Genomic DNA, 23,063 nt, shown 5'->3' with positions numbered 1-23,063 from the left:
GGATGAGGTGTATCCGCTGGCGAGTATTAGCCCGCAGGAAGTGGTGTCGCTGGTATTGCACGGTTCCAAATCGGTGGCACTGGGCGAGCACCTGTCGATCAATCCGCAGCCGACCCACCGCAGCATAGAGATCGTCAACGGGCTGAAGCGAAAATCGGTCAATGTACGGCTTTAAACCATAGGTGCTCAGTACTCCGGCGCGGCGTCGCAATGATGCTGCCAGATGGGCGCACTTTTCTTATGATTTCCCCTTCAATGTCCTATTCCTATTCCTATTCCTATTCCTATTCCTATTCCTATTCCTATTCCTATTCATTTTTTGCTTTCATGTTTCAGCTGCATTCTGCATGCCTTTCTCTTGGCGCTCGCGTTATTGTATGGAGTCCTGCGGTTGCAGTGAATTTAAGTTTTTTCTGTCCCGCGGCTAGTGCAGAATTCACTACCGCAAGCTTGATGTTAATCCCTGGTCAGTGGTGCCTTTCGGGCACACTGTTGCTGACAAAGCCAGCCCTGTCCGATTGAGAATCCACCCTAAGTCATTCAATTTATGTTCTATTCTATTAGCGTCTGTACGGTTGTCAGAGGCTGACCTGTGGCTATAAATGCGTGGGTAAGCGCTTTGCAACTTGCAAGATCATATTGCGAAATGCGCAGAACGCGGTCATGGTAGTCATTGTGGAATGTTTTTATTGTGTTAACTTGTTGTTATACATGAGATAAAAATAAATATTCGGATCCTTTATGCTTGGTATGGTTAATGCATTGTCTCTAGTAGGAAACACCTATACCAGCTCAAGGCTTCGAATTGATCGCAGCGAATGCACCCGCGAAGGTTAAGGATTTGTACGGGTTGGTAAGGGATGGCTCTGGATACCAGAGCCTTTTACAAAATTGCAGGGGCAGGGCGATGATAAAAAGAATTTTATTTCTGGCACTGACATTTACATTAACCGGCTGTATCGGCCTGGTGAGTCACCCAACTTTCTACGCAGAGCCAGAGCCTGGTAACTATCACCGTAGCCTGTCTATTGCGACAGGTTACAGAGACAGCGACCAGGACGGTGTGCGTGATTACCGCGATGCCTGCGTCCACTCAAGCCCATCTCAGGTGGTCGGTGCCAATGGTTGTGGTATCAGGGCGGCGGCGCCACAGCCGCGTCCCCGCGGGCAAATGTTTTCTATTGAAGGTGATGCCTTTAATTACGACAGCGCAGAACCGAGCCCTGAGATGGGCGCGCATCTGGCCTTGCTGTCCCAGCGTTTGAAAAACCAGGGGGCTCGCACCCGAATCACCGTTGTGGGACATGCCGATAGTCAGGGCAATGCCGCCTATAACCAGGCTCTGTCCGAGCGCCGCGCGCGTACTATAGCCACTTACCTGGTTAGCCAGGGTATTGATGCCTATCGCATTGAGGTGCAGGGTGCGGGTGAAACCCAGCCTGTCGCCAGTAACGCCACTGCAGCGGGGCGTGCCAAAAACCGTCGGGTTGAGATATATATGTTTGCGCAACCCTGACACAACTGTCACGCATATCGTCCGGCGATCAGTATCTTGTCGTAATGGGCGCAGGTTCGAGTCCTGCCGGGATTTGGTCACCGAATTATCAAAATTAGAAAGGTGGACGCAAGGATGTTGAAGATTTGTCGTACATTCGTCATCGCTGTTCCTGTGCTTTGCTGGGCGTTTGCCACACAGCTGTACGCGGAGCAGGGGCTGCAATCGGTCGAAACGGCCTATGGCCAGCAGTCAGCCAGTACTCGCGAGCTGGTGCAGTGGACCCACGCTCGGCTGATCTTTAGCAAGGAACTGGAAAGAGTCGCAGTGGGCCAGGACAAAACCCTGGAAGTTGAAATTCTGGGGGGCAACGAGTTGCTGGCACTGGCCAAGAATGTGGGCCGTACCAGCCTTATCGTCTGGTATGTCGACAAAACGAGTGAAACCTTTCTGTTCAGTGTTACCGAAGACCTCTCGGTTCTGCGCCGCGCGCTGGGCGATATCCACCCCAATATCGTGATTCAGACGGCGCCGGATCGCCCAGCCCTGGTGTTGCGCGGTCAGGTGCCGAGCGTGAAATACCGTGTCGCGGCAGAAACAGTGGCGCGTAACTATCTGGAGGCCGGGCAGACCCGCGGCGGCCAGTCATCGGATTCGGCATTGCTGCAGAGCGTGGCGGGTTCCCTGGATGCGGCCACTCTGGCGGACAGCAACTTTCGTGTCAGCCAGCCGGGGGGCGGCAATTCGCGTTCTACCGCCGCCATTATCAATCTGATTCAGGTCGATGAACTGCCCCAGAATACGGTGGAAAAAATCCAGCAGGCGATTATTTCCCTGGGGGGCGAAGATGTTCGCGTCCGACGCATGGTGCGTGGCGATGTAGAGGATGATCGCCTTGATACCCTGGTACTCGAAGGTGATGTGCGCGATCAGGTTGCGCTGACCCGCATACTTAATGTGGCCTCCAGACTGTTTGTCGGCCTTGATGCGGCCATAGACCCAGCTAATGCAGTGTCGGTCATCGCCGATGAGTCGGGCGCCCTGTTGCAGAGTCGCAGCAATGACAGCGGTAGCGGCAGCGGTTCGTCGGGCTCTGATTTTGGTGGTGTGGGCAGCTCCGGCTCCCTGAGCAATGATATCCAGGCCAATATAGGCCGTTCCAAGCTGCTGTCGGTGTCCGGCGGTCGCATTCTATCGATGATCAATGTGCGTGACCTGCCGCTGGTACGTGTCTCTGTGCAGATGCACGAAATTAACCGTGGTCGCATGAAAAGCTGGAATCCGGATCTGAGCCTGGTCAGCAACGGCTACAACAGCGATGGTCTCTTCACTCTTGGAGGGCTGTCGCAGCAGGCTGGCGGGGCCTCGACGGTGGAAAATGCTTTGCAGATTCTGGGCGGAACCCTGACCAACAACCTGCAGATCGGCACCAGCGATGTGGCGTTTGACCTACTGTTCTCGCTGATGGAGGATGAGGGCATATCGCGCACCTTGTCGCGCCCGACACTGACGGTGCTGGCCGGTGAGTCCGCTGTATTCCAGGTGGGTGGCGAAGTGCCGGTGCCATCGGCCTTTGCGCCGACGGGCCTCTCCGGCGATGACTCCGTTGGCAGCAATGCTCCCGGTGTCTTCAGCGGAACCGAATTCAAGCCCTTTGGTGTACAGCTCAAGGTGCGGGCCATGGTGGATGAAAATGATCGTATTACGCTGGATCTGGGCCCGACCATTTCCTCGCCGGATACTCTGCTGACGCAGCAGATCTCCGACAGTACCGGCAGCGACCTTAACAGCACGGCGTTTAATGTGCGCAGTCTCGAAACCTCCACCCGCTTGCGCGATGGCCAGCCGCTGGTACTGGGTGGTCTGGTATCGCGGGATCTGTCCGTGGCAGAAAACTACACCCCTGGGCTGCATAACCTGCCGGTTTTTGGCTGGCTGGCGGAGTCGTCCGACCGCTCCGATGTTGATCGTGAACTGGTGATTATTGTGACGCCAACGATAGTGCGTGAGCCCATGAATGAAGCTGCGCTCTGGCAGTTCCCGCCACCACTGACTCTGCTCGACTGGGCGGTGGGCACAGGCGCTGCAGCGGTACAGACGGCGGCACCCCAGGCGGCAAGTGCTGTGTCTCAGGAACAGGAGGTTCAACAATGAAAAAATTCATGTTGTTGCGAATAGCCACCGCAGGCGTGTTGCTGACTGTTCTCGCCGGTTGTGCCAGCGATATGGACCGTCGTCGCACCGAGCAGCCGGACCCCAATGTGCGCCTGGACGAGATGCTGGGTCTGTATCATCAGTCCGTTGCATCCGGTAGTGCCTGCGCTGAAATATGGGCCTCGGACAGAGGCACCATCGACTGCGAGCGTATCCTGCGTGAAGTCGAGCGGCTGCAGGTCGAGTTTCCCAATCACGAACGCATACTTATGACCAATGCGGTGCTGAATTATGAAACCGGCCGGGCCGACAAGTCGCAGTTCCTGCTTGATCAGCTACTGGCCCGCCGCGGACCGCACCCGGAAGCGGCCATAATGCGGGCACGTATCGCCGTGGAAGAGGGCAATACGCGCCTGGCACGGGATGTGCTGCAGCGCGAAATCATGTTGTCGCCATCCTATTCAGAGTTGCGAGAAGCCCTGGCCGCCAGCTTTTATCTGGAAGGTAAATATGATGAGGCTGAACGTGCACTGGCCATTGCCAGTCGGCTGGGTTCGCCGCAGTGGCGCCTCGATTATCACAGTGGCCTGCTGAGTGAGGCACGCCAGCAGTGGCTGCAGGCGTGCAAGTCTTATCAGCATGCGCTGGAGCTCAATGCGGGTTTCCAGCCAGCGATCGGGCGCCTGATTGGCCTGACCGACAGGCCCGAGTGCCTGCAGCTTGGCAGCCTGCCGATTGCACCGCGCACCCGTTCACACTGATTTTTTAACCCGGCGGGTTAATACATGAAGCAGGGATGCTTCATCATTGGCCGCAGGCCAATGCGAACGCTATCTCTTCGCCCCCAAGAAGGCCAGCAAGTCCACGCACTTGCGCCCATTCTTTTAGGCTAAAGAGTTCTGGCGTGACGAACAAATAGGGAGGGAACCTATTTGTCCACCGGGTTAATAGTTTTAGGGATGAATCCAGAGGGCTGAGTCATGGGTCGCAGTAACGAGAACGCCAAAGACCAGAAGGGCGATGACTTTTTCCGGCGCCTGCGCCGCCTGGTGCACCGTCGCCTGATCGACTCGGTGGAGGAAGACGGCAATACCCTGCTCGACAGCAGCCAGGCCATAGGCCAGCGCGTTGAGGGTCTGCTGAAGGAGTTTCAGTACGAATCCGGCGTCAAGCTCGAAGAGTCGCAGCGCCAACAGATCGCCCATGAAATCATTCAGGAACTCGGCGGTATGGGGCCGCTTGCCCCGCTGATGCTGGATACGGAAATTTCCGACATTCTGGTCAACGGTGCCGATGAAGTCTGGGTCGATCGCCACGGTCGGCTACAGCTCACCGATGTCCGTTTCGATGATGAAGCCCATCTGCGCCGCTTTCTCGATCGGCTGGTCGCAGGCCAGGGACGTCATCTGGATGCAGGCTCTCCGATGGTGGATGCAAGGCTCAGTGATGGCAGCCGCCTGCACGCAGTGATTCCGCCGCTGTGCGGCCGGGGCACCATAGTGTCGATTCGCCGTTTTCGGGTTGAAACCATTACCCGGGAGGAGTTGCTGCAGCAGGGCTTTATCAGTGAGCCCATGCTGGACCTGCTCAAACTGGTGGTACAGGCCGGCCTCAATCTGGTGATAGCCGGTGGTGCGGCGGCGGGTAAAACCACTTTGCTGAACATGCTATCGCGCTTTATTCCGGAAACGGATCGTGTGATTACCATCGAAGAAACCGCTGAGCTGCAGCTTGAGCATCCCCACGTTATTTCACTTGAAGCCAAGCCCGGCAATATAGAAGGCAGCGGTGGCATAGGTCTGCGCGAGCTGGTACGTACAGCCCTGCGAATGCGTGCCGATCGCATCATCGTCGGCGAGGTGCGTGGCACCGAGGTGTTCGACATGCTGCAGGCCATGAACGTCGGCCATGACGGCAGTTTGACCACGGTGCATGCCAACAGCCCTGGCGATGTGCTGCGCAGGCTCGAAGCGCTGGCGCTGATGGGCGATGTGGGTCTGCCGCGGGAATCGGTTCGGGACATGATAGGCTCCGCGATCCAGGTGGTGGTGCAGCTGATGCGTTTCAGCGATGGCACGCGCCGGGTGGTCTCCCTGTGTGAAGTGGTGAGCGAGGACGGGCAGTTATCGGTGCGTGAACTGTTTCGCTTTGAGCCAGATCTTGATGCCACCGCGGCCAAAGCCGCCAGCAGCGGAGACGGCAAGGTGCGGGTTGAAGGGGCTCACCGCGCCACCGGCGTACCTATCGGCTTTCTTAAGCGGCTGCAGTTGCGCGGTTTTGATACCTCGGCGTTTCAAGCACTGGCCGATACTGGTGCTGATGCCGATCTGAAGGTGCCCCATGATTGAGTTAGTCCTGCTGGGATTGCTGCTGGTTATCATGCTGTGCTGCGGTATCTGGCTGGTAGTGCAGCGTCGCAAGGCGCTGGAAGACGATATGCCGGCGTTACCCGAAACCACCGAGGTGCCCCCAGAACGTCTTGGGCTGGCGGGGCAGCTGCGCATACTGCGACTGAATATTGAGCCGCTGGTTTTTGTGGCCGGTATCGGCATGCTCAGCGTGCTGGTGTTCCTGCTGTTTCTGGAGCTGTTCCCTGAGTCCGTCGGCTTTGCCACCATGGCCGCGGTCTGCGTGATGCCCCTGGCATTCTTTATCCTCAAGGATCTGGCCGCCTGGCGGGCGCGGGTGTTCGAAGCGCGCCTTACCGATGCGCTGGATTTGATCCAGGCGGCGCTGCTCGGCGGCGAGCCCCCAAGGCGGGCGCTGCTGGTAGCGGCCGAGGCGACCAAGGGCGCGGTGAAGGAGGAGCTGCAGGAACTGATGCGAAGGCTCGACTACGGCCTGCCAATCGACAATGCCTGCGCGCGCATGATCAAACTTTACGACACCGAAGGCGTGCGACTCTTTACCCAGGTGCTGATTGCCCAGTGGCAGTCCGATGCCAGCTTTGGTGCCCTGATTACCGCGGTGAGCAGTATTCTGCGCGAGCGTATCAAACGCCGGCTGCTGATCAGCGGGCAGCTTTCGGGTACGCGCTTCGCCGCTATTTTTGCGGCCATTCTGCCGTACCTGCTCATTCCAGTATTTCTGTGGAAGGAGCCACAATGGCTGGAGCGTCTAACCGATCATCCGGCGGGACCGAACCTGCTATTTGCTGCAGTGATGTGCCAGGTGGTTGGATTCCTCTGGTTGCGCAAGCTGCTAAGGAGTGACCAATGACCAGTGGCTGGGGGCTCGATCTTGCACTGCTGGCGGGGCTGATTTTTTTCCTGTTTGGGCTTTTCATACTCAATCGCCACAGCGCTACGCCCTTTGATGGGCTGTCCGATGGGCTGAGTGAAGCCGAGACCGGCAAGGGCGGCTTCAGCCTTTTCCCGCGTCGCCTGATTCGCCAGGCCGGTATCATGCCGCAGCAGATGCTGCTTCTGTACTGGCCGGGCAAGCTGCTGCTTGCCATCATGTCGCCATTATTGCTGATGGAGTTTCTGGGGCCCCAGGCCATGGGCTGGACGCTGATGGTGTCGGCCACCTGCGGTTTCTTTACCCCCGATGTTTGGCTGCTGCGCCGCCGTGCAGCGCGGCGCCGGCGTATCAAGGACTCGCTGAGCTTTCTGATCGATCTGATCGTGGCTTATCTGAATGCCGGACAGAACCTGTCCCAGGCATTTCGCCAGGCCGCCCGTTACGGCCTTACACCACGTAACCCGCTGGCGAAAGAGGTGCTGTTGCTGGCGCGCGAAATGGATGCAGGCCGAGATCGCAAGGCGGCATTTTCCGCATTGGCCGAGCGTACCGGGGTGGATGATCTGCATCGGCTGGCGGCGGTGATGACCGTGGGCTTTCAGGTGGGCTCTCCCATCGGCCAGGCACTTTCATCCCAGGCCGACATGTTGCGTGCCAAGCAGGTGCAGCGCAGTACTGAGCTGATCAATCGCATGAGCATGGAAGCGCTGTTTCCGATGATGCTGGTGTGTCTGCCCATGTTTCTGGTGCTGGTTATTTTCCCGGCGGCGGTTCAGTTCTACGAAATGTTCCAGTGGATCAGAGTGATGCTGTAACCGCGGCCTTGAGTGGGGCAGTGGCATATATTTGAGGGTGAGGGATTTATGGCTGACGGAATCGACACAACAAGTGCGCCCAGCGCAAACAGCGCCAACAGCAGCGGTGCGCGCCGCACGCGACGCGATCAGGGTGGTTTTATTATTACCATCGAGCTGATACTCATCTTTACCATTCTGGTGATAGGCTCCCTGGTGGGGTTGGTGGCCATACGTGATGCGCTGTTCAAGTACTATGTAAATCAGCAGTCGCAGGAAGCCTATGTCATGGACGACACGGGCACTGTGCTGGGCAAGGCGATTGGTTTTGATGAGCACGAAGCGCCGCGCATCTTTTATATAGACCGCACCCAGTCCCAGGCTTACCGGGCGCTGATCGCTGTGCGGGATGACCGCTTCACCGGCCGCGAACCGCTCTATTACGAGGGTGGCAGCTGCCAGGGCGATCCCTGCATCAAGTCACCGAGCGATGAAGGTGTCGACAGCACCGGTGTGGATGGCATCAGTGCAACCGGTGCTGTGGGTTATATCTACGGTTTGCAGGGGCAACCCACCTACGCCATTGGTCGCTCAAGCGGCGGTCTGCCGGGTTTTCTGTTCCGTGAAACCCCCAGCCAGTGTTCGGTGCCACCGGAGAGCATAGGTTCCCGCTGGTTGTCGCAGAAGGTGGTCACGGGAGAGCCCTGTGAGTCTTACTCGTTTGAGCTGACGATCGAGGGAGCCCAGGCAGACTGCCTTATCAATCCAGAAGTCGACTGTGCCTGCAACTCGGGTTATGTGGAACAAACGGATCTGCTGGCACAGTCGGAAGCCGCCATAGGCACGCGCTATGATGATCTGACTGTGTTAATAGGCATACCGCCCAATCGGTTGCCAGAACCGCCAACAGTGGGGCAGGTATGCTGCCCGAGTGGCACCAATCTGACGGATACCGGGCTGGTGGATACCGTTGCCTATTTTATGATCCAGGAAACCGTATCAGTCATATCAGGCACGCTGCCGGCGGGGCTCGCAAAGCAGTATACGGACTCGCTGGATTTGCTGGTCACGCCCACGGACCCGCTGCAGTGCGAAACCACGATAAACTTGCGGGCGGCACAATCCGTGGCCAACCCTAACGATGCTACCCTGAATGCACTTGAAACACTGACGCCGCCGTTTCGCATGAGCCTGCCGGTGGATTCGAGCCCGGACTCCTGGCAGTCGATCGCCCCCGATGGCGAAGGCGGCCCGCATTTGCTGCAACCCTAATATTGAAGTTCGCGGGGCTGTCTCAAGTCAGTACCGCCGCGACGAGACAACAGGTTAACCGGATGACACAACAGAGCCGATACGATGTGGTTATTGTCGAAGACAGTATTTCGACGGCGGCGCTATACAAGGCGTATCTTGATTCCGAGGGTTACAGCACGCGGGTGTATCACTCCGGTCAGGAAGCACTGCGTGGCCTGCGCGAGCGCCCCCCGCGGGTGGTAATGCAGGACATCCGCCTGCCGGACATGGATGGACTGGATATTCTGCGCATAGTCACCGAGGAAGAACTGCCCGTGGCGGTGGTGGTCATGACCGCCAACAGCTCGGTAGAACTGGTGGTGGAGGCCATGCGCCGCGGCGGGGTGGACTTTATCGAAAAGCCCTTCAGCAAGGAACGCCTGCTTGTGACCGTAGCCAACGCCATGAAACAGCAGGAACTGGTGTCGATGGTGCAAACCTATCGCGACACTATAGACCGGCAGGGTTTCCACGGTATTCAGGGGCGATCTCTGGCGTTGCAGGTGGTTTATCGCCTGCTGGACAGCGCGGTGAACAGCAAGGCGAGTCTGTTTCTCACCGGCCCCACCGGTACGGGCAAGTCACTTTGCGCCCGGGCTGTGCACCAGGCAGGGCCAAGGGCCGAAGGCCCCTTTGTGACATTGAACTGCGCGGCTATATCCGATGAGTCCTTCGAGGCGCAGCTGCTTGGTGAGCAAGGTATTGCAGACGACGGTGGGGCGGGGGCTGCGTGCCGCGCCGACAAGGGGACCCTGTTTATAGACGAGATCTGTGAACTGTCGGCCCAGGCCCAGGTCAAGTTGCTCGGCTTTATCCAAACAGGTCAGATACCTCCCCAGGGTGATGAGGCTCCCAGGGTTGTGGATGTGCGTATCGTTTGTGCGACCAGCCGCGAGCCTGAGCAGGAAGTGGCCGCTGGGCGCTTTCGGCAGGATCTCTATTTCCGCCTCAACGTGGTGCCTGTCAAGATGCCGCCATTGAACGAACGCGAAAGCGACGTGCTGATTCTGGCCGAGCAGTTTCTGGGCCGCTTTGCCAAACAGCACAAGCGCGATTTTGCGGCTTTGTCGGCCGATGTGCGGGCGGCCTTTGTGCATTACGACTGGCCCGGGAACGTGCGGGAGCTGGAAAATACCCTGCTGAACGTCGTGTTGCAGCACCAGGGTGACACCGTCGAGCTGGACATGCTGCCAGTCGGGATGCGGCAAAGCGGTGCGCGCTCGGCCTATCGACTGCAGGGGGACCTGGTCGCGCAGCCCAAAGTGGACGCTGCTGATGACACCTCGGGCGGGGCTAGCATAGTGCCGCTCTGGCTGGCGGAGAAACAGATTATCGAACAGGCCATCGAGGCCTGCGAGGGACGGGTCGCGGTGGCTGCGGCCCACCTGGGCGTTAGTGCCGCCACTATTTTTCGCAAGCAGAAGGAATGGGACGAGCAGCAGGCTGAGTAAGTCTGATCGCTGCGGCCTTGAATTCATCCGCGGATACCCGGCCGGCTTGCCCATATGAGGGTGTTAGCGGCGCCCGCAGCAGCAATTAGCTCACGATGTCGCTTCACGGCGACGTCGTTCTGTGTTTCCATCGGCAGTCACATTACCGAACAGGATTATCTCCCATGCCTCTGGCCATTAGTTTGCATCTGCTTGCTGCCGTTATCTGGGTGGGAGGCATGTTTTTCGCTTACCAGTGCCTGCGCCCGGTCGCAGCCAAGGTGCTGGAGCCGCCGCTGCGCCTGACGCTCTGGTGCCACCTGTTCAGTCGTTTCTTTGTCTGGGTCTGGGGCGCAATAGTTACGCTGCTGGTTACCGGGCACTGGATGATTGGATTGATGGGCGGCATGGCCGCGGTGGGCATGCATGTACACCTTATGCTCGCCACCGGTTATTTGATGGTGGCGCTCTTTCTGCATCTGTATTTTGCGCCCTATCAGCGCCTGAAAAAGGCGGTGGGCGCGTCCGACTGGCCGCAGGCGGGCGTGCAGCTCAACAAGATTCGGCTCTTTGTGGGCATTAATCTGCTGCTGGGATTGATCACAGTGGTGAATGCCGTGGCTGGGCGGATGCTCTACGCTTAAACAGGCAGCCTGCCAGACACAATGCTTTAAAGGGGTCGGCGGTGCTGCCGTCGATCGGTCTTCGCAAGTGGTAACAGGTTGTCGCATGAAAACCATAGATGGCCAGGCACTCTGGCATTCATTGGGAGCGGTTCATTTCAGGGAGATGTCCACCTTTGGTGCCTTGCCGGACACCACTGTGCAGCGTTTGTTGGCCGAAGGCCATGTCCGGCAGCTCGACAAGGGTGAGGTGCTGTTCCGGGCCGGTGATCGTGTCTACAGCTTCTTTGTAGTGATTAGCGGCAAGCTGGCCATGTATATCTGCGCCGACGATCAGCACGCTTTTTCGCGCCACCATGCTCGGGGCGAAGAGGTGGGCTTTGTCGCCATGATTGGCTTGCATGACAGAGTCGGTACTGCGGTCGCGGCGCAAGAAACTCTGGTGGTAGAAATATCGGCGGATCAGTTTCACGCACTGCATATCAGTGAGCCGGAAGCCTTCGGCCTGCTATTACTGAACCTGTCGCGGGAAATGGCCCGGGGCATTCGTCAGTTAAACAACGTTATCGTCCAGATGAGCATGCAGCATAGCAAGGGCAGGGCTGGCTGATCAGCGCTGTCCTGTCCCTGCTTTAGTTCTGCTGCGTGCCGGCAACTCTTTACCCGTTTTATTTATTCGGGCGCGGCTTCAAGGTCCAGATACAGTGAGACGTCATCGCCAATGGCAGGCAGGCCGTAGCCCATGCCAAAGTCGCTGCGCTTGATAGTACCGCGGGCGGAGAATCCGGCCATTGGGTCCTTGGTGAACGGGTGCGGACCTATCTTGTTGATGGTCATATCCAGTACTACAGGCTTGGTGACACCCAGCAGGGTCAGGTCGCCTTCCAGAGTGGCTGTATTGTCGCCGGTCTTGGTGATCTTGCTACTTTCGAATGTCATCTCAGAGAATTCGGCAGCATTGAAAAAGTCCGGCGAGCGCAGGTGCTCGTCACGCTTTTCGTGGAAAGTGGTCACGGATTCAGTGTCGATGACCATCTTGATGCTGGAGTTTTCGATATTGTCGGCGTCCAGCACCAGGGTGCCATCCAGCTTGCCGAAGCGGCCGAACATGGTGGAGAAGCCCAGGTGGTTGATGTTGAACACGGCGCTGGTGTGGGCCATGTCGATCTTGTAGTTGGCCGGCGCAGCCAAGGCTGCACCGCTGGACAGGGTGGCGGCAATAACGCTGGCGGTGAGCAGGGATTTCAGTGTCATGGTCAGATCCTTTCGTTTGTTGGTTTTGTACTGCGATTGGTTTTGTATAAATCAGTGTGTTTAGTAACCCGAGGCGCTGTCGGCGCTCAGCAGCAGTGCCATTGAGATGGCCAGGGCGCAGATCAGCACGCCCAGCAGGGCCAGACAGAGCGCACGGGGGCCGGGCTGGGTGACATTGCGCAGGCCCGGCAGCCGGGCCTGCAGCAGGTCGATCAGCAACAGCGGGGTCAGCAGCAGCATGGCCCAGCCGCTGGCCTTGGTGAAAAACAGCAACTGGGCACAAAGGGCTGTCAGTGCGGTGATCAGTACATAATGGCCGCTGGCCCCCAGGGCAAAGCGAACGCGGGGCCAGTTCCACAGCAGGAAGCCGCCGCAGGCCGCCATCATGGCAAAACCGGTTTGAGCGATGGATGCCGAAGCACCGATCAGGCTGATGGCGCCGACACCGCCGCTGGCAAACAGCAGCATAATGCCGCCATCAAGACGTTGCCGGGTCGCCTTGACACGCAGGGTCGCGAGCAGGGCGACGAGGATCAGTACCAGTATCAGAACCCAGCCTGCCAGGTCGATGCGCCCGATGCGGCTGCCCAGCAACCAGCCCAGGGCAACAAGGGCGAGCACAAAACCTATCCCCTGCTGGATGCGCCCGCGCAGATCCAAACTGTCGATAACGAGCCCCAGCACCAGCGCCAGTGCCACCAGGTAGGGCAGCTTCTGTGATGCCGAGCGTGGTGGAAACACCGGCGCCTGTATCAGTACCAAACTGGCAATAAAACCGATGGCAATGGCGGCGCTGGCAAGTCGGGCGCCGGCGTGCGGGCCTAATGCCAGTCGGATCAGGCCGCTCAAGCCCAGGGCCAGCAGCAGGGGCAGCAATGAGCTTTGTATGGCGGGGTTATTTAACAAGGATGACATCCGTGCGCCTCGGCCTTTTATGGGTAGGTTGCGGTCAGTGCTCTATTAAGCCGGTCAAATGTGTACAAAGTTTTTCAACCAGCGGCCGATTTGTCGCACCTTGTCGCAGGCGGGGCATTTGGCATACTTTGATACACTTTAGGTTCGCCCAGGGTCTGCGCAATGGTTAAGCTTGCCAGATTCACACATCGGCTGAGATTAGATGAGCACCAGGCCCCACATACTTGTTGTTGATGACCATCAGGAAATTCGTGATCTGGTGGCGCGCTATCTTGAGCAGTACGAGATGCGGGTCAGCACGGCGCGTGACGGTCAGGAAATGAAAAAGCGCCTGGCAAGCAGCGCCATTGATCTGGTGGTGCTGGATCTGATGATGCCGGGCGAAGATGGGCTGGCGCTCTGTCGCCACCTGCGTGAGCACAGCCAGATTCCCATTATCATGCTGACTGCCATGGCGGAAGAAACCGACCGGGTACTGGGGCTGGAAATGGGCGCCGATGATTACCTTACCAAGCCGTTTTTCCCCCGCGAGTTGCTGGCCCGCATCAAGGCAGTGTTGCGCCGCACCGAGGCGCTGCCACCACAGCGCGAGGCGCCAGCGGTGGAACAGCTGCGTTTTGCCGACTGGCGGCTGGATGTTGCACGCCGGGAGCTGGTGGGGGCCGATGAGGTGGCGGTGCCCCTGAGCACAGCTGAATTCAAGCTGCTGTCGACCTTCCTGGCGCACCCGCAGCGGGTGCTGAGTCGCGAGCAATTGCTGGATATGACAAGGGGTCGCCAGGCCGAAGTATTTGATCGCAGTATCGACAATCAGGTCAGCCGTCTGCGCCGCAAGATAGAGCAGGACCCTGGCAACCCTGTACTGATCAAGACGGTGTGGGGCGGTGGCTATATGCTCAGCGTCGAGGTAAGCGAGTAATGCTGCGCTACCTGCGCCAGAGCCTGCCCGGCAGGGTCATTGGCCTGCTGATCGTGACGCTGGGGATTGTGAATGCCACGACTGTGTATATCTTCTTCGAGGAGCGCAGTCGCGCCGTGCGGCACAGTCAGATGGAAGATCTGGTCTCGCGTAGCGCCGCCATGGAGCGTCTGCTGGGTGATACACCCATAGAGCTGCATCAGCAGATGCTCAGCTCCGTGACCAGCACACGCTTTCGCTTCGCCATCGAAGACGATGCCGCCGCCAGCCCCGCTGAGCGCACCGCGCCAGATCATCCGCTGTATCAGCGTTTAAGCGACCTTTCCAGCACGGCGCCGGATCAGACCCGGCTGTCGATCAGCCCGCGCTACTACTGGTGTTACAGCTGGGTACAGAACCTGCTGCGGCCTAATTTGCTGTTCGACTCAGGCAGCGGTGGTCTGCCCCTGGCCACAGTATCGCTGCAACGGGCCGACGGCCAGTGGCTCAATGCGGTGCTACTGTCGCCCACCAAATTGCCGAGCTGGATAGGCCCGCTGCTGGTGGCGCTGGGGCTCTTTGCCCTGACGGTTATAGTGGTGGTGCTGATCGTGCGCCACGTTACCGCACCTCTGGCGGCGCTGACCCAGGCGGCGGACCGAATCGGGCGCGGCGAGACAACCGAGGTCATTGCCGAACAGGGCCCGCAGGATATGCGCCATACCATGCGGGCCTTTAATCGCATGCGCGAGCGCCTCGAACGCTTCGTGCGCAACCGTACCCAGATGATGGCAGCCATTTCCCATGACCTGCGCACACCGCTAACCTCCCTGCGTTTGCATGCCGAGTTCCTGCCCCAGGGGCCGGAGCGCGACAAGATGCTGTGCATCCTGGGGGAAATGCAGGACATGATAAATGCGACCCTGGCATTCACGCGGGAGGATGCGGTGCAGGAGGATTCGCGCAATGTGGACCTGGCGGCCCTGACCGGCAGTCTGTGCGACGACCTGCAGGCGCTGGGGCTCAAGATCAGCTACGACGACAGCCTGCGAATTCCGTTTTTGTGCCGGTCGGTGTCGCTGCGCCGGGCCCTGAGTAACCTGATTGAAAATGCCTGTCACTACGGCGGTAGCGCCGAGGTCGAAATACGTCAGGACGCCCAGCAGCTGCAGATATTTGTGCGCGATCAGGGGCCGGGAATTGCGGTGGCGGATCTTGAAAGGGTATTCGATCCCTTTGTGCGCCTGGAGGGTTCGCGCAACCGGGATACCGGTGGCATAGGCCTGGGGCTTTCCATCGCCCGCAGTATTGCCCATGCCCACGGTGGCGAGATTTATTTGCGCAATCGCAGTGTCGGCGGGCTTGAGGTCGAGTTGCAGCTGCCGCGTAGCTGAGCGTGGTAACCCTGGCGCTATTTAACACTGGGAGTGTCGCCTGTAAGGTGGTATTGCCGGGCTGGCGGCTGCCAGATTTCCGTTATATAGTTCCGCCTGCGCTCTGAGACTAAGGTTGCGGGGCCGATAACAATAACAAGGGTATGATGAATGAATGCTTTTCTGAATGCATGTGTGCGCTCACTGGCGAAATGCAGTGTCTACTTCACCTATGTGGAGTCCCGGCCTGACCTGCTTGAAGGCGCTCGGATCGTCAAACACTGAGGATCGAGGCTCTAAGAGAGCCCTTTGCAAGGATCGCTTCAGAAAAAGCACTGCTGATGATGTCAGCGGTGCTTTTTTGTCATTGGACCTGCTTTTCCTGAGTTCCGGGACTGGACCTTATGCGTATAACCCTGGTCACTCTGATACTCGCCACCCTGGGCGGTTACCTGGCGTGTCTGGCCGAAATTCCATTGCCCTGGATGCTGGGCTCCATGTGCCTGACCGGAGCCCTGGCGGTCGCGGGCAGGCAGGTGGCGGTGCCAGCGAGGCTGCGCAGTCTGTTTCTGGCGGTACTGGGGGTCTATCTGGGTTCCGGTGTTTCGTCTGACCTTGTCCAGCAACTGCTGGACTGGCGTTACTCCCTGGCACTGGTTCTGCTTTATGTCCCGCTGCTGACGCTGATTATCACGCTGTTTTATCGCTACGCGGGTCGCTTTGACTGGATCACGGCCTTCTATTCGGCCGCGCCCGGCGCACTCAGTTTTCTGGTGCTGGCCAGTCAGGGCTCGGGGGCGGATACGCGCACCGTGGCGCTGTTGCAGTCGCTGCGGGTATTTCTACTGGTTATGAGTGCACCTTTGCTGGCTTCGATTCTAGGCGGTGCACCGCTGCCTGAGCCCGCAGTGCTGCGTGCGGGGCTGAGTCTGGCGGATCTGGGCTGGTTGCTGATGGCAAATGGCGCGGTGATTCTGCTGATGCGCAGGCTGCAGATCCCCGCCGCCGAAATGGCCGGTGCCGCACTCACGACTGCCGTGCTCTATGGCAGCGGCCTGGTGCAGGGCAGCCTGCATCCGCTGCTGCTGGATGCCGCCCTGGTGGTGCTGGGCGCTTCGGTGGGTTGTCGCTTTATGCCCCTGAGCTGGGCCCAGGTGCGCCATCAGGTCGGCACGGGCGTGGCGGCTTTTGTGCTGACCATGGCCATTGCGCTGGGTGCTGCCTGGCTGGTGCAGCAGCTGACCCGCATCGATATAGTGTCGGCATTTCTGGCTTTTGCCCCCGGGGGAGTGGGGGAAATGAGCCTGGTGGCGCTGTCTCTGTCGCTTGATGCCACCTTTGTGACAGCCCACAATCTGGTGCGGATCTACCTGCTGATTCTGCTGATCACGGCCAGTCAGTACCTCTTCGCCCGCGAGCGCGCCCTTTAAGGGCTCAGAAGCTTTCGGTATCCACTTCCAACAGGGTAGCGTCGTTATAGCGCGCGCCCTTGATGGTATTCTGATTAATCAGCTCCTCCAGCCGTTCCATTGTTTCCTGCGACAGCTCGAACTCGCTGCTCTGGCTGTTCTCGATCAGATGGTCGGTATTGCTGGTGCCAGGGATCGGGATTATGTGATCTGCCTTGGCCAGTAGCCAGGCCAGCGCCAGCTGTGCCATGGAGCACTCCGCCTGCCGTGCGATGCGATGGTATTCGCGCAACAGCGCCAAATTGGCGGGGTAGTTCTGCTCGTTAAAGCGCGGCATGCTGCGCCTGAGATCGGTTTCGGCCAGCAGCTGCGGGTTGTTCAGCTGGCCGGGCAGAAAACCCCGGGCCAGTGGGCTGAAGGCCACGAAGGCGGCCCCGATATCCTTGCAGGCCTGGAGCACGGCAATTTCGGGCTCGCGTGTCCAGAGTGAATATTCGCTCTGCACGGCACTGATCGGATGCTCGGCGTGGGCGCGGCGCAGGGTCTTCGCCGATACTTCGGACAGGCCCAGGGCGCGGACCTTGCCCGCGCGCACCAGATCACCCAGGGCGCCAACGCTTTCCTCTATGGGCACTTGCTTGTCCCAGCGGTGCAGATAGTAAAGGTCAATAGTGTCGGTATTGAGGCGACGCAGGCTGTCTTCACAGGTTTTGCGCAGCACCTCGGGGCGACCATTGATTTCCCGCTTGCCGGCCTCGTTCCTGAATATGCCGCACTTGCTTGTCAGCACGAACTCATCGCGTCTGTGCATCACCGCCTGGCCAAGCAGGCTTTCATTCTGGCCGAAACCATAGAGGGCGGCGGTATCGAGCAGGGTATGGCCTGCGTCCAGCGCCTGATTCAGCAGGCGGATGCCGCTGTCTTCATCGGGCCCAGGGCCATAGCCGTGGGACAGGTTCATGCAGCCGAAACCGATGGCTGAAACGTCGAAGGGGCCGAGTGTGCGCCGCTGCATAGGATGCCTCTGGTGCTGTGCGTGAAAAGTGAAAACTCAGTGTTAAGCCTGGTCGCGGATAAAGACCCAGGTATCACGCTCGGACATGGATTCCGCGAAGCGGTAACCGTCGAGGTCGAAGCCACGCAGCTGTTCGGGGTCCTGAATGCGGTTCTGGATAATGTAGCGCGCCATCAGGCCGCGGGCCTTTTTGGCGTAGAAACTGATGATCTTGTACTGACCGTTTTTCCAGTCCTTGAATACCGGCGTGATCAGGCGTGCATCCAGCTTTTTGGGCTGCACGGATCGGAAGTATTCATTGGAGGCCAGGTTTACCAGTACCGGTGTGGAGCCCAGTGCCAGCTCCTGATTCAGCGCCTCGGTCAGACGCGGGCCCCAGAAAGCATACAGGTCCTTGCCGCGGCTGTTGCCCAGTTTGGTGCCCATTTCCAGCCGGTAGGGCTGCATCAGATCCAGCGGTTTGAGCAGACCATACAAGCCCGACAGAATGCGCAGTTTGGACTGGGCAAAATCGAGATCATCCGCCGACAGACTTTCGGCATCCAGTCCCGTATAAACATCGCCCTTGAATGCCAGCAGCGCCTGCTTGGCGTTGTCGGCATTGAAAGGGGTTTTCCAGCTGACGTAGCGCGCCACGTTGAGGCTGGCCAGCTTGTCACTGAGCTTCATCAGCTGGGCCACATCCTGCACCGCCAGGGTGCGCAGCTCATCAATCAGCATTTGCGATTGCTCAAGGTAGGCCGGCTGGCTGTGCTGCTCGGTAACGGGGGGCGTTTCGAAATCCAGTGTCTTGGCGGGGGAGATAACTGTCAGCATGGGTACGGCATCTTTGGCTTTAATTCGACCCCGATCATACGCAGATTGGGCCGGCAAAAAAAGCATCGCCGGCCGCAGAGGTGCTCCGGCCTGGGGCCTATGTCCATGTTGCAATTAATGCAGCCTGGCGATCACAGGGCTCCCTGTGAACGGGCTGATTTATGCTAAAGTGGGCGGCACTTTATTTGCGAGCCGGATATGCAATATACAACGGGAAAGGAAGCCTTTTTAGCCGGGGTTCGGGCGCTGCTACCGGCTGCGCCGGGGGTGATCCCCTTTGGACTGGTCACAGGCGTTACGGCGATAGAACAGGGACTGTCGCCACTCACCACTATCGGCATGACGCTGCTGTTTTTCGCCGGTGCCGCCCAGATGGCGGCGCTGCAACTGCTGCGCAACGACGCTTTCCCGCTGGTCATTATTGTCACGGCACTGGTGATCAACCTGCGTTTTCTGATGTACAGCGCCTCAATGGCGCCGCATTTTGCACGCTTGCCCAAACGCTGGACGTGGCCATTGTCCTATGTGCTGTCTGATCAGGCCTATGTACTGAGCATTCTGAAGTTTACCGAGGGGCGGTCGGGCTTGTACGGCCACTATTTTTATGCCGGCGCCGGTATCAGCATGTGGCTGACCTGGCAGCTGGCGGTAATGGCGGGGGTCTTTCTGGGGGCTGAAATTCCGGCCAGCTGGTCGCTGGATTTTGCCATTCCGCTGGTTTTTCTGGCGTTGCTGGTGCCCTCGGTCAGAAACAGCGCCTGCCTTGGGGCTGCCTGTGTCGGCGGCGTGGTGGCGGTACTTGCGGTAGATATGGCCTATAACCTGGGTCTGCTGCTGGCGTCTGTGTGCGGTATTTGTACGGGTCTGGTAGTGGAGCGCTTTCAGCGCCGCAGGCCTGGCAGGGTCATATCTCCAGTGGCTGGGGATACGGCAGCCGAAGATACAACGCCTGCAGAGAAAGTCACTGGGGAGAAAGCACCATGAGTGAACTGGAACTCTGGTTGCTGTTTCTCGCCGTGGGGCTGGGCACCTTTGCCCTGCGGCTGTCCTTTATTCAGTTTCACGCTCAGTTGCGCCTGCCTGCGGTGCTGAACCGGGCGCTGACCTATGTGCCAGCCAGCGTGCTGGCAGCACTGGTACTGCCATCGGTGGTCAACTCTGGCGTCGATGGCGAGCTGTCGCTCTTGAGTCCGCGCACTCTTGCCGCTTTGGCGGCGGCGCTGGTGGCCTGGAAGACGAAAAACATTCTTTTCACCCTGTTCAGCGGCATGGCAGTGCTCTGGCTGCTGCAGTCATTGGGCTGAAGGGGCGCTCTGGCGCTAACGGCCTGTGACTACTGCTTGCGATTCAGTTGCGCAGGCGGGTGTTGAGCTCGTCGACCACTTCGCTCCAGTCTGAATCATCGTCTATGGCTTCGCGCAGAAAGGCGGCCTGTACTGGCGTCCAGAAGGTGGCCTGGTCGAGTTGAATGTCCTGACTGAACAGCCGGTGGATGCGAATAAACTGATCGACATCCGCCTCACCGCTGGGCAGGCCAAGCTGTTCGAACAGGTTGTGCATACTGTGTTGCGAGGTATCCATGCTGAGTTCCTGTCACGGGTTGCGTGGTTGCGAACGCAGGCTGTGCCTGCACACTGGAGTCTTGTTCAGGAGTGGGGGAAAGTCAAAGCGCAGGGCCGCGCTGAGGCCTTGTTTCAAAACAGCGTTGCCGCCATAGCCCCGGCGGGGCTGTGCAGGGGCACTGGCGTGCTGAATTGTGTATCATGGCGATCAACCTTTTCTGCAGGCTTGTAAAGAGTTCATCACAGAGCCATGACCAAAAAAACAGTACTTACCGGCATAACCACGAGCGGCACGCCGCATATAGGCAACTACCTCGGCGCCATCAAGCCGGCGATTGAAGCCAGCCGTAACCCGGCACTGGACAGCTATTTCTTTCTGGCCGACTTCCATGCCCTGATCAAATGCCATGATCCGGAGCGTGTGGCGCGTTCAACCCGCGAAATCGCCGCCACCTGGCTGGCCATGGGACTGGATACAGATGCGGCGACCTACTATCGCCAGACGGACGTCCCCGAGATCCCCGAGCTGACCTGGATCCTGACCTGCATGACCTCCAAGGGTCTGATGAACCGGGCCCATGCCTACAAGGCGTCCACCGACGCCAACAGGGACGCGGGCAATGCGGACCTGGACGACGGCGTGACCATGGGGCTGTTCAGCTACCCGATTCTGATGGCAGCCGATATTCTGATGTTCAACGCTGATATCATTCCGGTGGGGAAGGATCAGGTCCAGCATATCGAAATGGCACGGGATATTGCCGGGCGCTTCAACCATAACTATCAGCCGCTGTTCAACCTGCCTGAAGCCCAGGTGGATGAGCAGACCCAGCTGATACCGGGGCTCGACGGGCGCAAGATGTCCAAGAGCTACGACAACACCATTCCACTGTTCAGTTCCACTGATGACCTGCGCAAGCTGATCAACCTGATTACCACCGATCTGCGAGCGCCCGGCGAGCCCAAGGATCCGGATAGCAGCACTCTGTTCCAGCTCTACAACTGCTTTGCCGATGAGTCTGAAGCCCAAGCCATGCGGCGTCAGTTCCTCGAAGGGATTGCCTGGGGTGAGGCCAAGAAGCAGCTGTTCGAGTTCCTCGATGCCAAGCTCAGCGCGCCACGCAGCCGCTACAACGAGCTGATGCAGGATCTGGGTCATGTTGAGCAGGAACTGCAAAAGGGCGCAGCGAAAGCCCGCGCCAAGGCGGCGCCTTTGCTGGAGCAGGTACGTATCGCTGCCGGCATTCGTCCGCTGACCTACCAGGCGCCGGTGGCCGCGAACGAAGCCAAAAAGAAAGAGAAGTCGGCCGAGGAGCTGGCACGGGTGGACCAAGGCCGTCGCCGCGCTATTCTGATGCAGCTCAAGCCATTACTCGACCAGGTTATTGGCGCTGATGACAAGGCCGCTGCGGCTGCCGATATCATTGCGCAGAAAACCGCCGAAGTAGACGGGCTCAAGAAAAAGGCTCGGCAGAAAGCCCAGAACGAGCTCGATGTGCTCAACGAAGAGTTGGCGGAGTTTCTTATTTAACTGTGTGGACAAATAGGTTCCCTCCCTATTTATCCGTCACGCCATAAAAACGGGCGCAGGTGCGTGGACTGGCTTGTTTTTATGGCGTTCGCATTGGCCTGTGGCCAATGATGAAGCATCCCTGCTTCATGTATTAACCCTGCGGGCTAATACCGCCTGACCCCAGCCAGCAGCACAAAAGCCAAGAGGTGATGCCATGTTGAACACCCCGTTCAGTACAATCGTCAGTCCGCAGCAGCTGGTGCAGTTGCTGGCAGAGGATGCTTCGCAGTGTTGCCTGCTGGATTGCCGTTTCAGCCTGGCGGACAAGGGTTATGGCCGTCGTCTCTATGGCGAGGGCCATATAGCGGGCGCCTATTACCTTGATCTGGACGAAGATCTGGCCTCGCCGGTGGAGCCAGGCACGGGGCGTCACCCGCTGCCCGATATGGACGCGCTTGTGGCGCGGCTGCGCGACTGCGGTGTTGATGCCGCCAAACAGGTAGTGCTGTACGACGATTGTGGCGGTGCCATGGCGGCCCGTGCCTGGTGGCTGTTGCACGGCCTTGGGCTTGCATCCGTTGCTGTGCTCGATGGTGGTATCGGGGCCTGGATTGCTGAAGGCGGTGTTCTGAGCGCAGAGCTTTGCGCCGCTGCTGACTCTTCCTGGCAGGGTGTCTGGTCTGCTGTCGGGGTGTTCGATAGCGCCGCGGTGGAGGAAAACCTGCTGTCAGATCAGTTAATACTGGTGGATGCCCGCAGTGCAGAGCGCTTTCGTGGTGAGCAGGAGCCGATAGACCCGGTGGCCGGCCATGTGCCGGGCGCGCTTAATCGCCCACTGAGCGACAACCTGCAGCAGGGACGATTCAAGAGCCCGCAGCAGCTTAAAGACGAGTGGAATTCATTACTGGGTGGGCGCAATGCCAACCTGGTGGTGCATATGTGCGGTTCAGGTGTAACGGCCTGCCATAACCTGCTGTCCATGCAGATTGCCGGCCTTGATGGCTCCGGGGTTTATCCAGGTTCCTGGAGCGAATGGATTCAGGATCCGCTGCGTCCTGTGGCCACAGGCCCCGCCTGAGGCCGTCCGACAAGACTCAAACTACTTGGTTTTGGTAATCGAATAGGAGGGAGGGGCATCCTTCGCAGGAATTTGCAAAACAGCCAACTACGGTGACTTTCTGATAATCCCTGTTACGACCTCCTGGTCGCGTTACTTTCTTTGCTCGTGCAAAGAAAGTAACCAAAGAAAGCACAACGGTACGGTTAACCCACATAG

General features: G+C 58.7%; 24 protein-coding genes. 17 read left to right on the top strand and 7 right to left on the bottom strand.

Annotated elements, in window-relative coordinates; all coding sequences use genetic code 11:
* Positions 1-211 (bottom strand): RelA/SpoT AH/RIS domain-containing protein (locus MPRO_RS26700; protein WP_500778570.1); only part of this gene is annotated, 211 nt, incomplete at its 3' end.
* Between the two features lie 696 nt (positions 212-907).
* On the opposite strand from MPRO_RS26700, the gene MPRO_RS08720 reads away from it, so the two are divergent.
* From MPRO_RS08720 to MPRO_RS08675, 10 genes are all read left to right on the top strand, one after another.
* Positions 908-1,516, top strand: a complete 609-nt coding sequence (locus MPRO_RS08720; RefSeq protein WP_067290503.1) for an OmpA family protein — start codon at positions 908-910, stop codon at positions 1,514-1,516.
* A gap of 114 nt (positions 1,517-1,630) precedes the next feature.
* Positions 1,631-3,649, top strand: coding sequence for a secretin GspD/PilQ domain-containing protein (locus MPRO_RS08715; RefSeq protein ID WP_067290499.1), 2,019 nt, complete (start codon positions 1,631-1,633; stop codon positions 3,647-3,649).
* On the top strand, positions 3,646-4,410 hold the full coding sequence (locus tag MPRO_RS08710; RefSeq protein WP_067290496.1) for a tetratricopeptide repeat protein: 765 nt from the start codon (positions 3,646-3,648) through the stop codon (positions 4,408-4,410). Before MPRO_RS08715 ends, MPRO_RS08710 begins: the two co-directional genes overlap by 4 nt.
* 219 nt (positions 4,411-4,629) lie before the next feature.
* Positions 4,630-5,997, top strand: a complete 1,368-nt coding sequence (locus MPRO_RS08705; protein ID WP_082708594.1) for a TadA family conjugal transfer-associated ATPase — start codon at positions 4,630-4,632, stop codon at positions 5,995-5,997.
* Positions 5,990-6,868 carry a type II secretion system F family protein gene (locus tag MPRO_RS08700; RefSeq protein ID WP_067290493.1) on the top strand — a complete coding sequence of 293 codons (879 nt, stop codon included), beginning with the start codon at positions 5,990-5,992 and terminating at the stop codon, positions 6,866-6,868. The genes MPRO_RS08705 and MPRO_RS08700 overlap by 8 nt, the downstream gene beginning before the upstream one ends.
* The gene (locus MPRO_RS08695) at positions 6,865-7,707 is read left to right on the top strand and encodes a type II secretion system F family protein (RefSeq protein WP_067290488.1); all 843 of its coding nucleotides are present in this window, start codon (positions 6,865-6,867) and stop codon (positions 7,705-7,707) included. Before MPRO_RS08700 ends, MPRO_RS08695 begins: the two co-directional genes overlap by 4 nt.
* A 48-nt stretch (positions 7,708-7,755) precedes the next feature.
* Positions 7,756-8,958, top strand: a complete 1,203-nt coding sequence (locus MPRO_RS08690; protein WP_067290485.1) for a hypothetical protein — start codon at positions 7,756-7,758, stop codon at positions 8,956-8,958.
* A gap of 62 nt (positions 8,959-9,020) precedes the next feature.
* Complete coding sequence (locus MPRO_RS08685; protein ID WP_067290483.1) at positions 9,021-10,430, top strand: sigma-54-dependent transcriptional regulator; 1,410 nt, start codon at positions 9,021-9,023, stop codon at positions 10,428-10,430.
* A gap of 164 nt (positions 10,431-10,594) precedes the next feature.
* The gene (locus MPRO_RS08680) at positions 10,595-11,053 is read left to right on the top strand and encodes a CopD family protein (RefSeq protein ID WP_067290480.1); all 459 of its coding nucleotides are present in this window, start codon (positions 10,595-10,597) and stop codon (positions 11,051-11,053) included.
* Between the two features lie 85 nt (positions 11,054-11,138).
* Positions 11,139-11,642, top strand: a complete 504-nt coding sequence (locus tag MPRO_RS08675; RefSeq protein ID WP_067290477.1) for a Crp/Fnr family transcriptional regulator — start codon at positions 11,139-11,141, stop codon at positions 11,640-11,642.
* 62 nt (positions 11,643-11,704) lie between these two features.
* On the opposite strand, the gene MPRO_RS08670 is transcribed toward MPRO_RS08675, so the two are convergent.
* Both MPRO_RS08670 and MPRO_RS08665 read right to left on the bottom strand, forming a co-directional pair.
* On the bottom strand, positions 11,705-12,286 hold the full coding sequence (locus MPRO_RS08670) for a YceI family protein (protein WP_067290474.1): 582 nt from the start codon (positions 12,284-12,286) through the stop codon (positions 11,705-11,707).
* A 60-nt stretch (positions 12,287-12,346) separates the two neighbouring features.
* The gene (locus tag MPRO_RS08665; RefSeq protein ID WP_067290471.1) at positions 12,347-13,201 is read right to left on the bottom strand and encodes an MraY family glycosyltransferase; all 855 of its coding nucleotides are present in this window, start codon (positions 13,199-13,201) and stop codon (positions 12,347-12,349) included.
* Positions 13,202-13,403: 202 nt separating this feature from the next.
* Here MPRO_RS08665 and MPRO_RS08660 point away from each other — a divergent pair, with 202 nt between their 5' ends.
* The 3 genes from MPRO_RS08660 (at position 13,404) to MPRO_RS08650 (ending at position 16,902) form a co-directional block, all read left to right on the top strand.
* Positions 13,404-14,120 (top strand): response regulator, encoded by a 717-nt coding sequence (locus MPRO_RS08660; protein WP_067290468.1) that lies wholly within the window; start codon positions 13,404-13,406, stop codon positions 14,118-14,120.
* Positions 14,120-15,493: a sensor histidine kinase gene (locus MPRO_RS08655; protein ID WP_067290465.1), complete on the top strand. Its 1,374-nt coding sequence runs from the start codon at positions 14,120-14,122 to the stop codon at positions 15,491-15,493. The genes MPRO_RS08660 and MPRO_RS08655 overlap by 1 nt, the downstream gene beginning before the upstream one ends.
* Positions 15,494-15,876: 383 nt before the next feature.
* Positions 15,877-16,902: an AbrB family transcriptional regulator gene (locus tag MPRO_RS08650; RefSeq protein WP_067290461.1), complete on the top strand. Its 1,026-nt coding sequence runs from the start codon at positions 15,877-15,879 to the stop codon at positions 16,900-16,902.
* Positions 16,903-16,906: 4 nt separating this feature from the next.
* Here MPRO_RS08650 and MPRO_RS08645 read toward each other — a convergent pair whose 3' ends face one another.
* Positions 16,907-17,896, bottom strand: a complete 990-nt coding sequence (locus MPRO_RS08645) for an aldo/keto reductase (protein ID WP_067290457.1) — start codon at positions 17,894-17,896, stop codon at positions 16,907-16,909.
* Positions 17,897-17,938: 42 nt separating this feature from the next.
* Positions 17,939-18,712: a peroxide stress protein YaaA gene (gene yaaA / locus MPRO_RS08640; protein ID WP_067290507.1), complete on the bottom strand. Its 774-nt coding sequence runs from the start codon at positions 18,710-18,712 to the stop codon at positions 17,939-17,941.
* Positions 18,713-18,910: 198 nt separating this feature from the next.
* Here yaaA and MPRO_RS08635 point away from each other — a divergent pair, with 198 nt between their 5' ends.
* Together MPRO_RS08635 and MPRO_RS08630 are read left to right on the top strand one after the other, a co-directional pair.
* Entirely contained in the window at positions 18,911-19,696 is a 786-nt protein-coding gene (locus MPRO_RS08635; RefSeq protein ID WP_067290455.1) for an AzlC family ABC transporter permease, read from the top strand.
* The gene (locus MPRO_RS08630) at positions 19,693-20,016 is read left to right on the top strand and encodes an AzlD domain-containing protein (protein WP_067290453.1); all 324 of its coding nucleotides are present in this window, start codon (positions 19,693-19,695) and stop codon (positions 20,014-20,016) included. Before MPRO_RS08635 ends, MPRO_RS08630 begins: the two co-directional genes overlap by 4 nt.
* A 43-nt stretch (positions 20,017-20,059) precedes the next feature.
* Here the strand turns inward: MPRO_RS08630 and MPRO_RS08625 are convergent, their stop codons facing one another.
* The gene (locus MPRO_RS08625; RefSeq protein ID WP_067290449.1) at positions 20,060-20,293 is read right to left on the bottom strand and encodes a DUF2789 domain-containing protein; all 234 of its coding nucleotides are present in this window, start codon (positions 20,291-20,293) and stop codon (positions 20,060-20,062) included.
* 231 nt (positions 20,294-20,524) lie between these two features.
* On the opposite strand from MPRO_RS08625, the gene trpS reads away from it, so the two are divergent.
* Both trpS and MPRO_RS08615 read left to right on the top strand, forming a co-directional pair.
* Positions 20,525-21,805 carry a tryptophan--tRNA ligase gene (gene trpS, locus MPRO_RS08620; protein WP_067290446.1) on the top strand — a complete coding sequence of 427 codons (1,281 nt, stop codon included), beginning with the start codon at positions 20,525-20,527 and terminating at the stop codon, positions 21,803-21,805.
* Positions 21,806-22,001: 196 nt separating this feature from the next.
* Entirely contained in the window at positions 22,002-22,865 is an 864-nt protein-coding gene (locus MPRO_RS08615; RefSeq protein ID WP_067290443.1) for a sulfurtransferase, read from the top strand.
* 16 nt (positions 22,866-22,881) lie between these two features.
* Here MPRO_RS08615 and MPRO_RS26160 read toward each other — a convergent pair.
* The coding region (locus tag MPRO_RS26160) for a hypothetical protein (RefSeq protein ID WP_216821276.1) at positions 22,882-23,063 on the bottom strand (182 nt) is incomplete at its 5' end.

This window comes from Marinobacterium profundum, from assembly GCF_001528745.1.
GTDB lineage: Bacteria > Pseudomonadota > Gammaproteobacteria > Pseudomonadales > Balneatricaceae > Marinobacterium_A > Marinobacterium_A profundum.
This window is presented reverse-complemented; position numbering and strand designations above follow the sequence as displayed.

What these genes read in the sequence shown, in the direction of transcription:
- yaaA (WP_067290507.1), bottom strand. Translation starts at nt 18,712, where the DNA reads ATGCTGACAGTTATCTCCCCCGCCAAGACACTGGATTTCGAAACGCCC.
- MPRO_RS08720 (WP_067290503.1), top strand. Translation starts at nt 908, where the DNA reads ATGATAAAAAGAATTTTATTTCTGGCACTGACATTTACATTAACCGGC.
- MPRO_RS08705 (WP_082708594.1), top strand. Translation starts at nt 4,630, where the DNA reads ATGGGTCGCAGTAACGAGAACGCCAAAGACCAGAAGGGCGATGACTTT.
- MPRO_RS08660 (WP_067290468.1), top strand. Translation starts at nt 13,404, where the DNA reads ATGAGCACCAGGCCCCACATACTTGTTGTTGATGACCATCAGGAAATT.
- MPRO_RS08655 (WP_067290465.1), top strand. Translation starts at nt 14,120, where the DNA reads ATGCTGCGCTACCTGCGCCAGAGCCTGCCCGGCAGGGTCATTGGCCTG.
- MPRO_RS08650 (WP_067290461.1), top strand. Translation starts at nt 15,877, where the DNA reads ATGCGTATAACCCTGGTCACTCTGATACTCGCCACCCTGGGCGGTTAC.
- MPRO_RS08685 (WP_067290483.1), top strand. Translation starts at nt 9,021, where the DNA reads ATGACACAACAGAGCCGATACGATGTGGTTATTGTCGAAGACAGTATT.
- MPRO_RS08690 (WP_067290485.1), top strand. Translation starts at nt 7,756, where the DNA reads ATGGCTGACGGAATCGACACAACAAGTGCGCCCAGCGCAAACAGCGCC.
- trpS (WP_067290446.1), top strand. Translation starts at nt 20,525, where the DNA reads ATGACCAAAAAAACAGTACTTACCGGCATAACCACGAGCGGCACGCCG.
- MPRO_RS08635 (WP_067290455.1), top strand. Translation starts at nt 18,911, where the DNA reads ATGCAATATACAACGGGAAAGGAAGCCTTTTTAGCCGGGGTTCGGGCG.
- MPRO_RS08665 (WP_067290471.1), bottom strand. Translation starts at nt 13,201, where the DNA reads ATGTCATCCTTGTTAAATAACCCCGCCATACAAAGCTCATTGCTGCCC.
- MPRO_RS08680 (WP_067290480.1), top strand. Translation starts at nt 10,595, where the DNA reads ATGCCTCTGGCCATTAGTTTGCATCTGCTTGCTGCCGTTATCTGGGTG.
- MPRO_RS08630 (WP_067290453.1), top strand. Translation starts at nt 19,693, where the DNA reads ATGAGTGAACTGGAACTCTGGTTGCTGTTTCTCGCCGTGGGGCTGGGC.
- MPRO_RS08645 (WP_067290457.1), bottom strand. Translation starts at nt 17,896, where the DNA reads ATGCAGCGGCGCACACTCGGCCCCTTCGACGTTTCAGCCATCGGTTTC.
- MPRO_RS08670 (WP_067290474.1), bottom strand. Translation starts at nt 12,286, where the DNA reads ATGACACTGAAATCCCTGCTCACCGCCAGCGTTATTGCCGCCACCCTG.
- MPRO_RS08695 (WP_067290488.1), top strand. Translation starts at nt 6,865, where the DNA reads ATGACCAGTGGCTGGGGGCTCGATCTTGCACTGCTGGCGGGGCTGATT.
- MPRO_RS08625 (WP_067290449.1), bottom strand. Translation starts at nt 20,293, where the DNA reads ATGGATACCTCGCAACACAGTATGCACAACCTGTTCGAACAGCTTGGC.
- MPRO_RS08675 (WP_067290477.1), top strand. Translation starts at nt 11,139, where the DNA reads ATGAAAACCATAGATGGCCAGGCACTCTGGCATTCATTGGGAGCGGTT.
- MPRO_RS08700 (WP_067290493.1), top strand. Translation starts at nt 5,990, where the DNA reads ATGATTGAGTTAGTCCTGCTGGGATTGCTGCTGGTTATCATGCTGTGC.
- MPRO_RS08715 (WP_067290499.1), top strand. Translation starts at nt 1,631, where the DNA reads ATGTTGAAGATTTGTCGTACATTCGTCATCGCTGTTCCTGTGCTTTGC.
- MPRO_RS08710 (WP_067290496.1), top strand. Translation starts at nt 3,646, where the DNA reads ATGAAAAAATTCATGTTGTTGCGAATAGCCACCGCAGGCGTGTTGCTG.
- MPRO_RS08615 (WP_067290443.1), top strand. Translation starts at nt 22,002, where the DNA reads ATGTTGAACACCCCGTTCAGTACAATCGTCAGTCCGCAGCAGCTGGTG.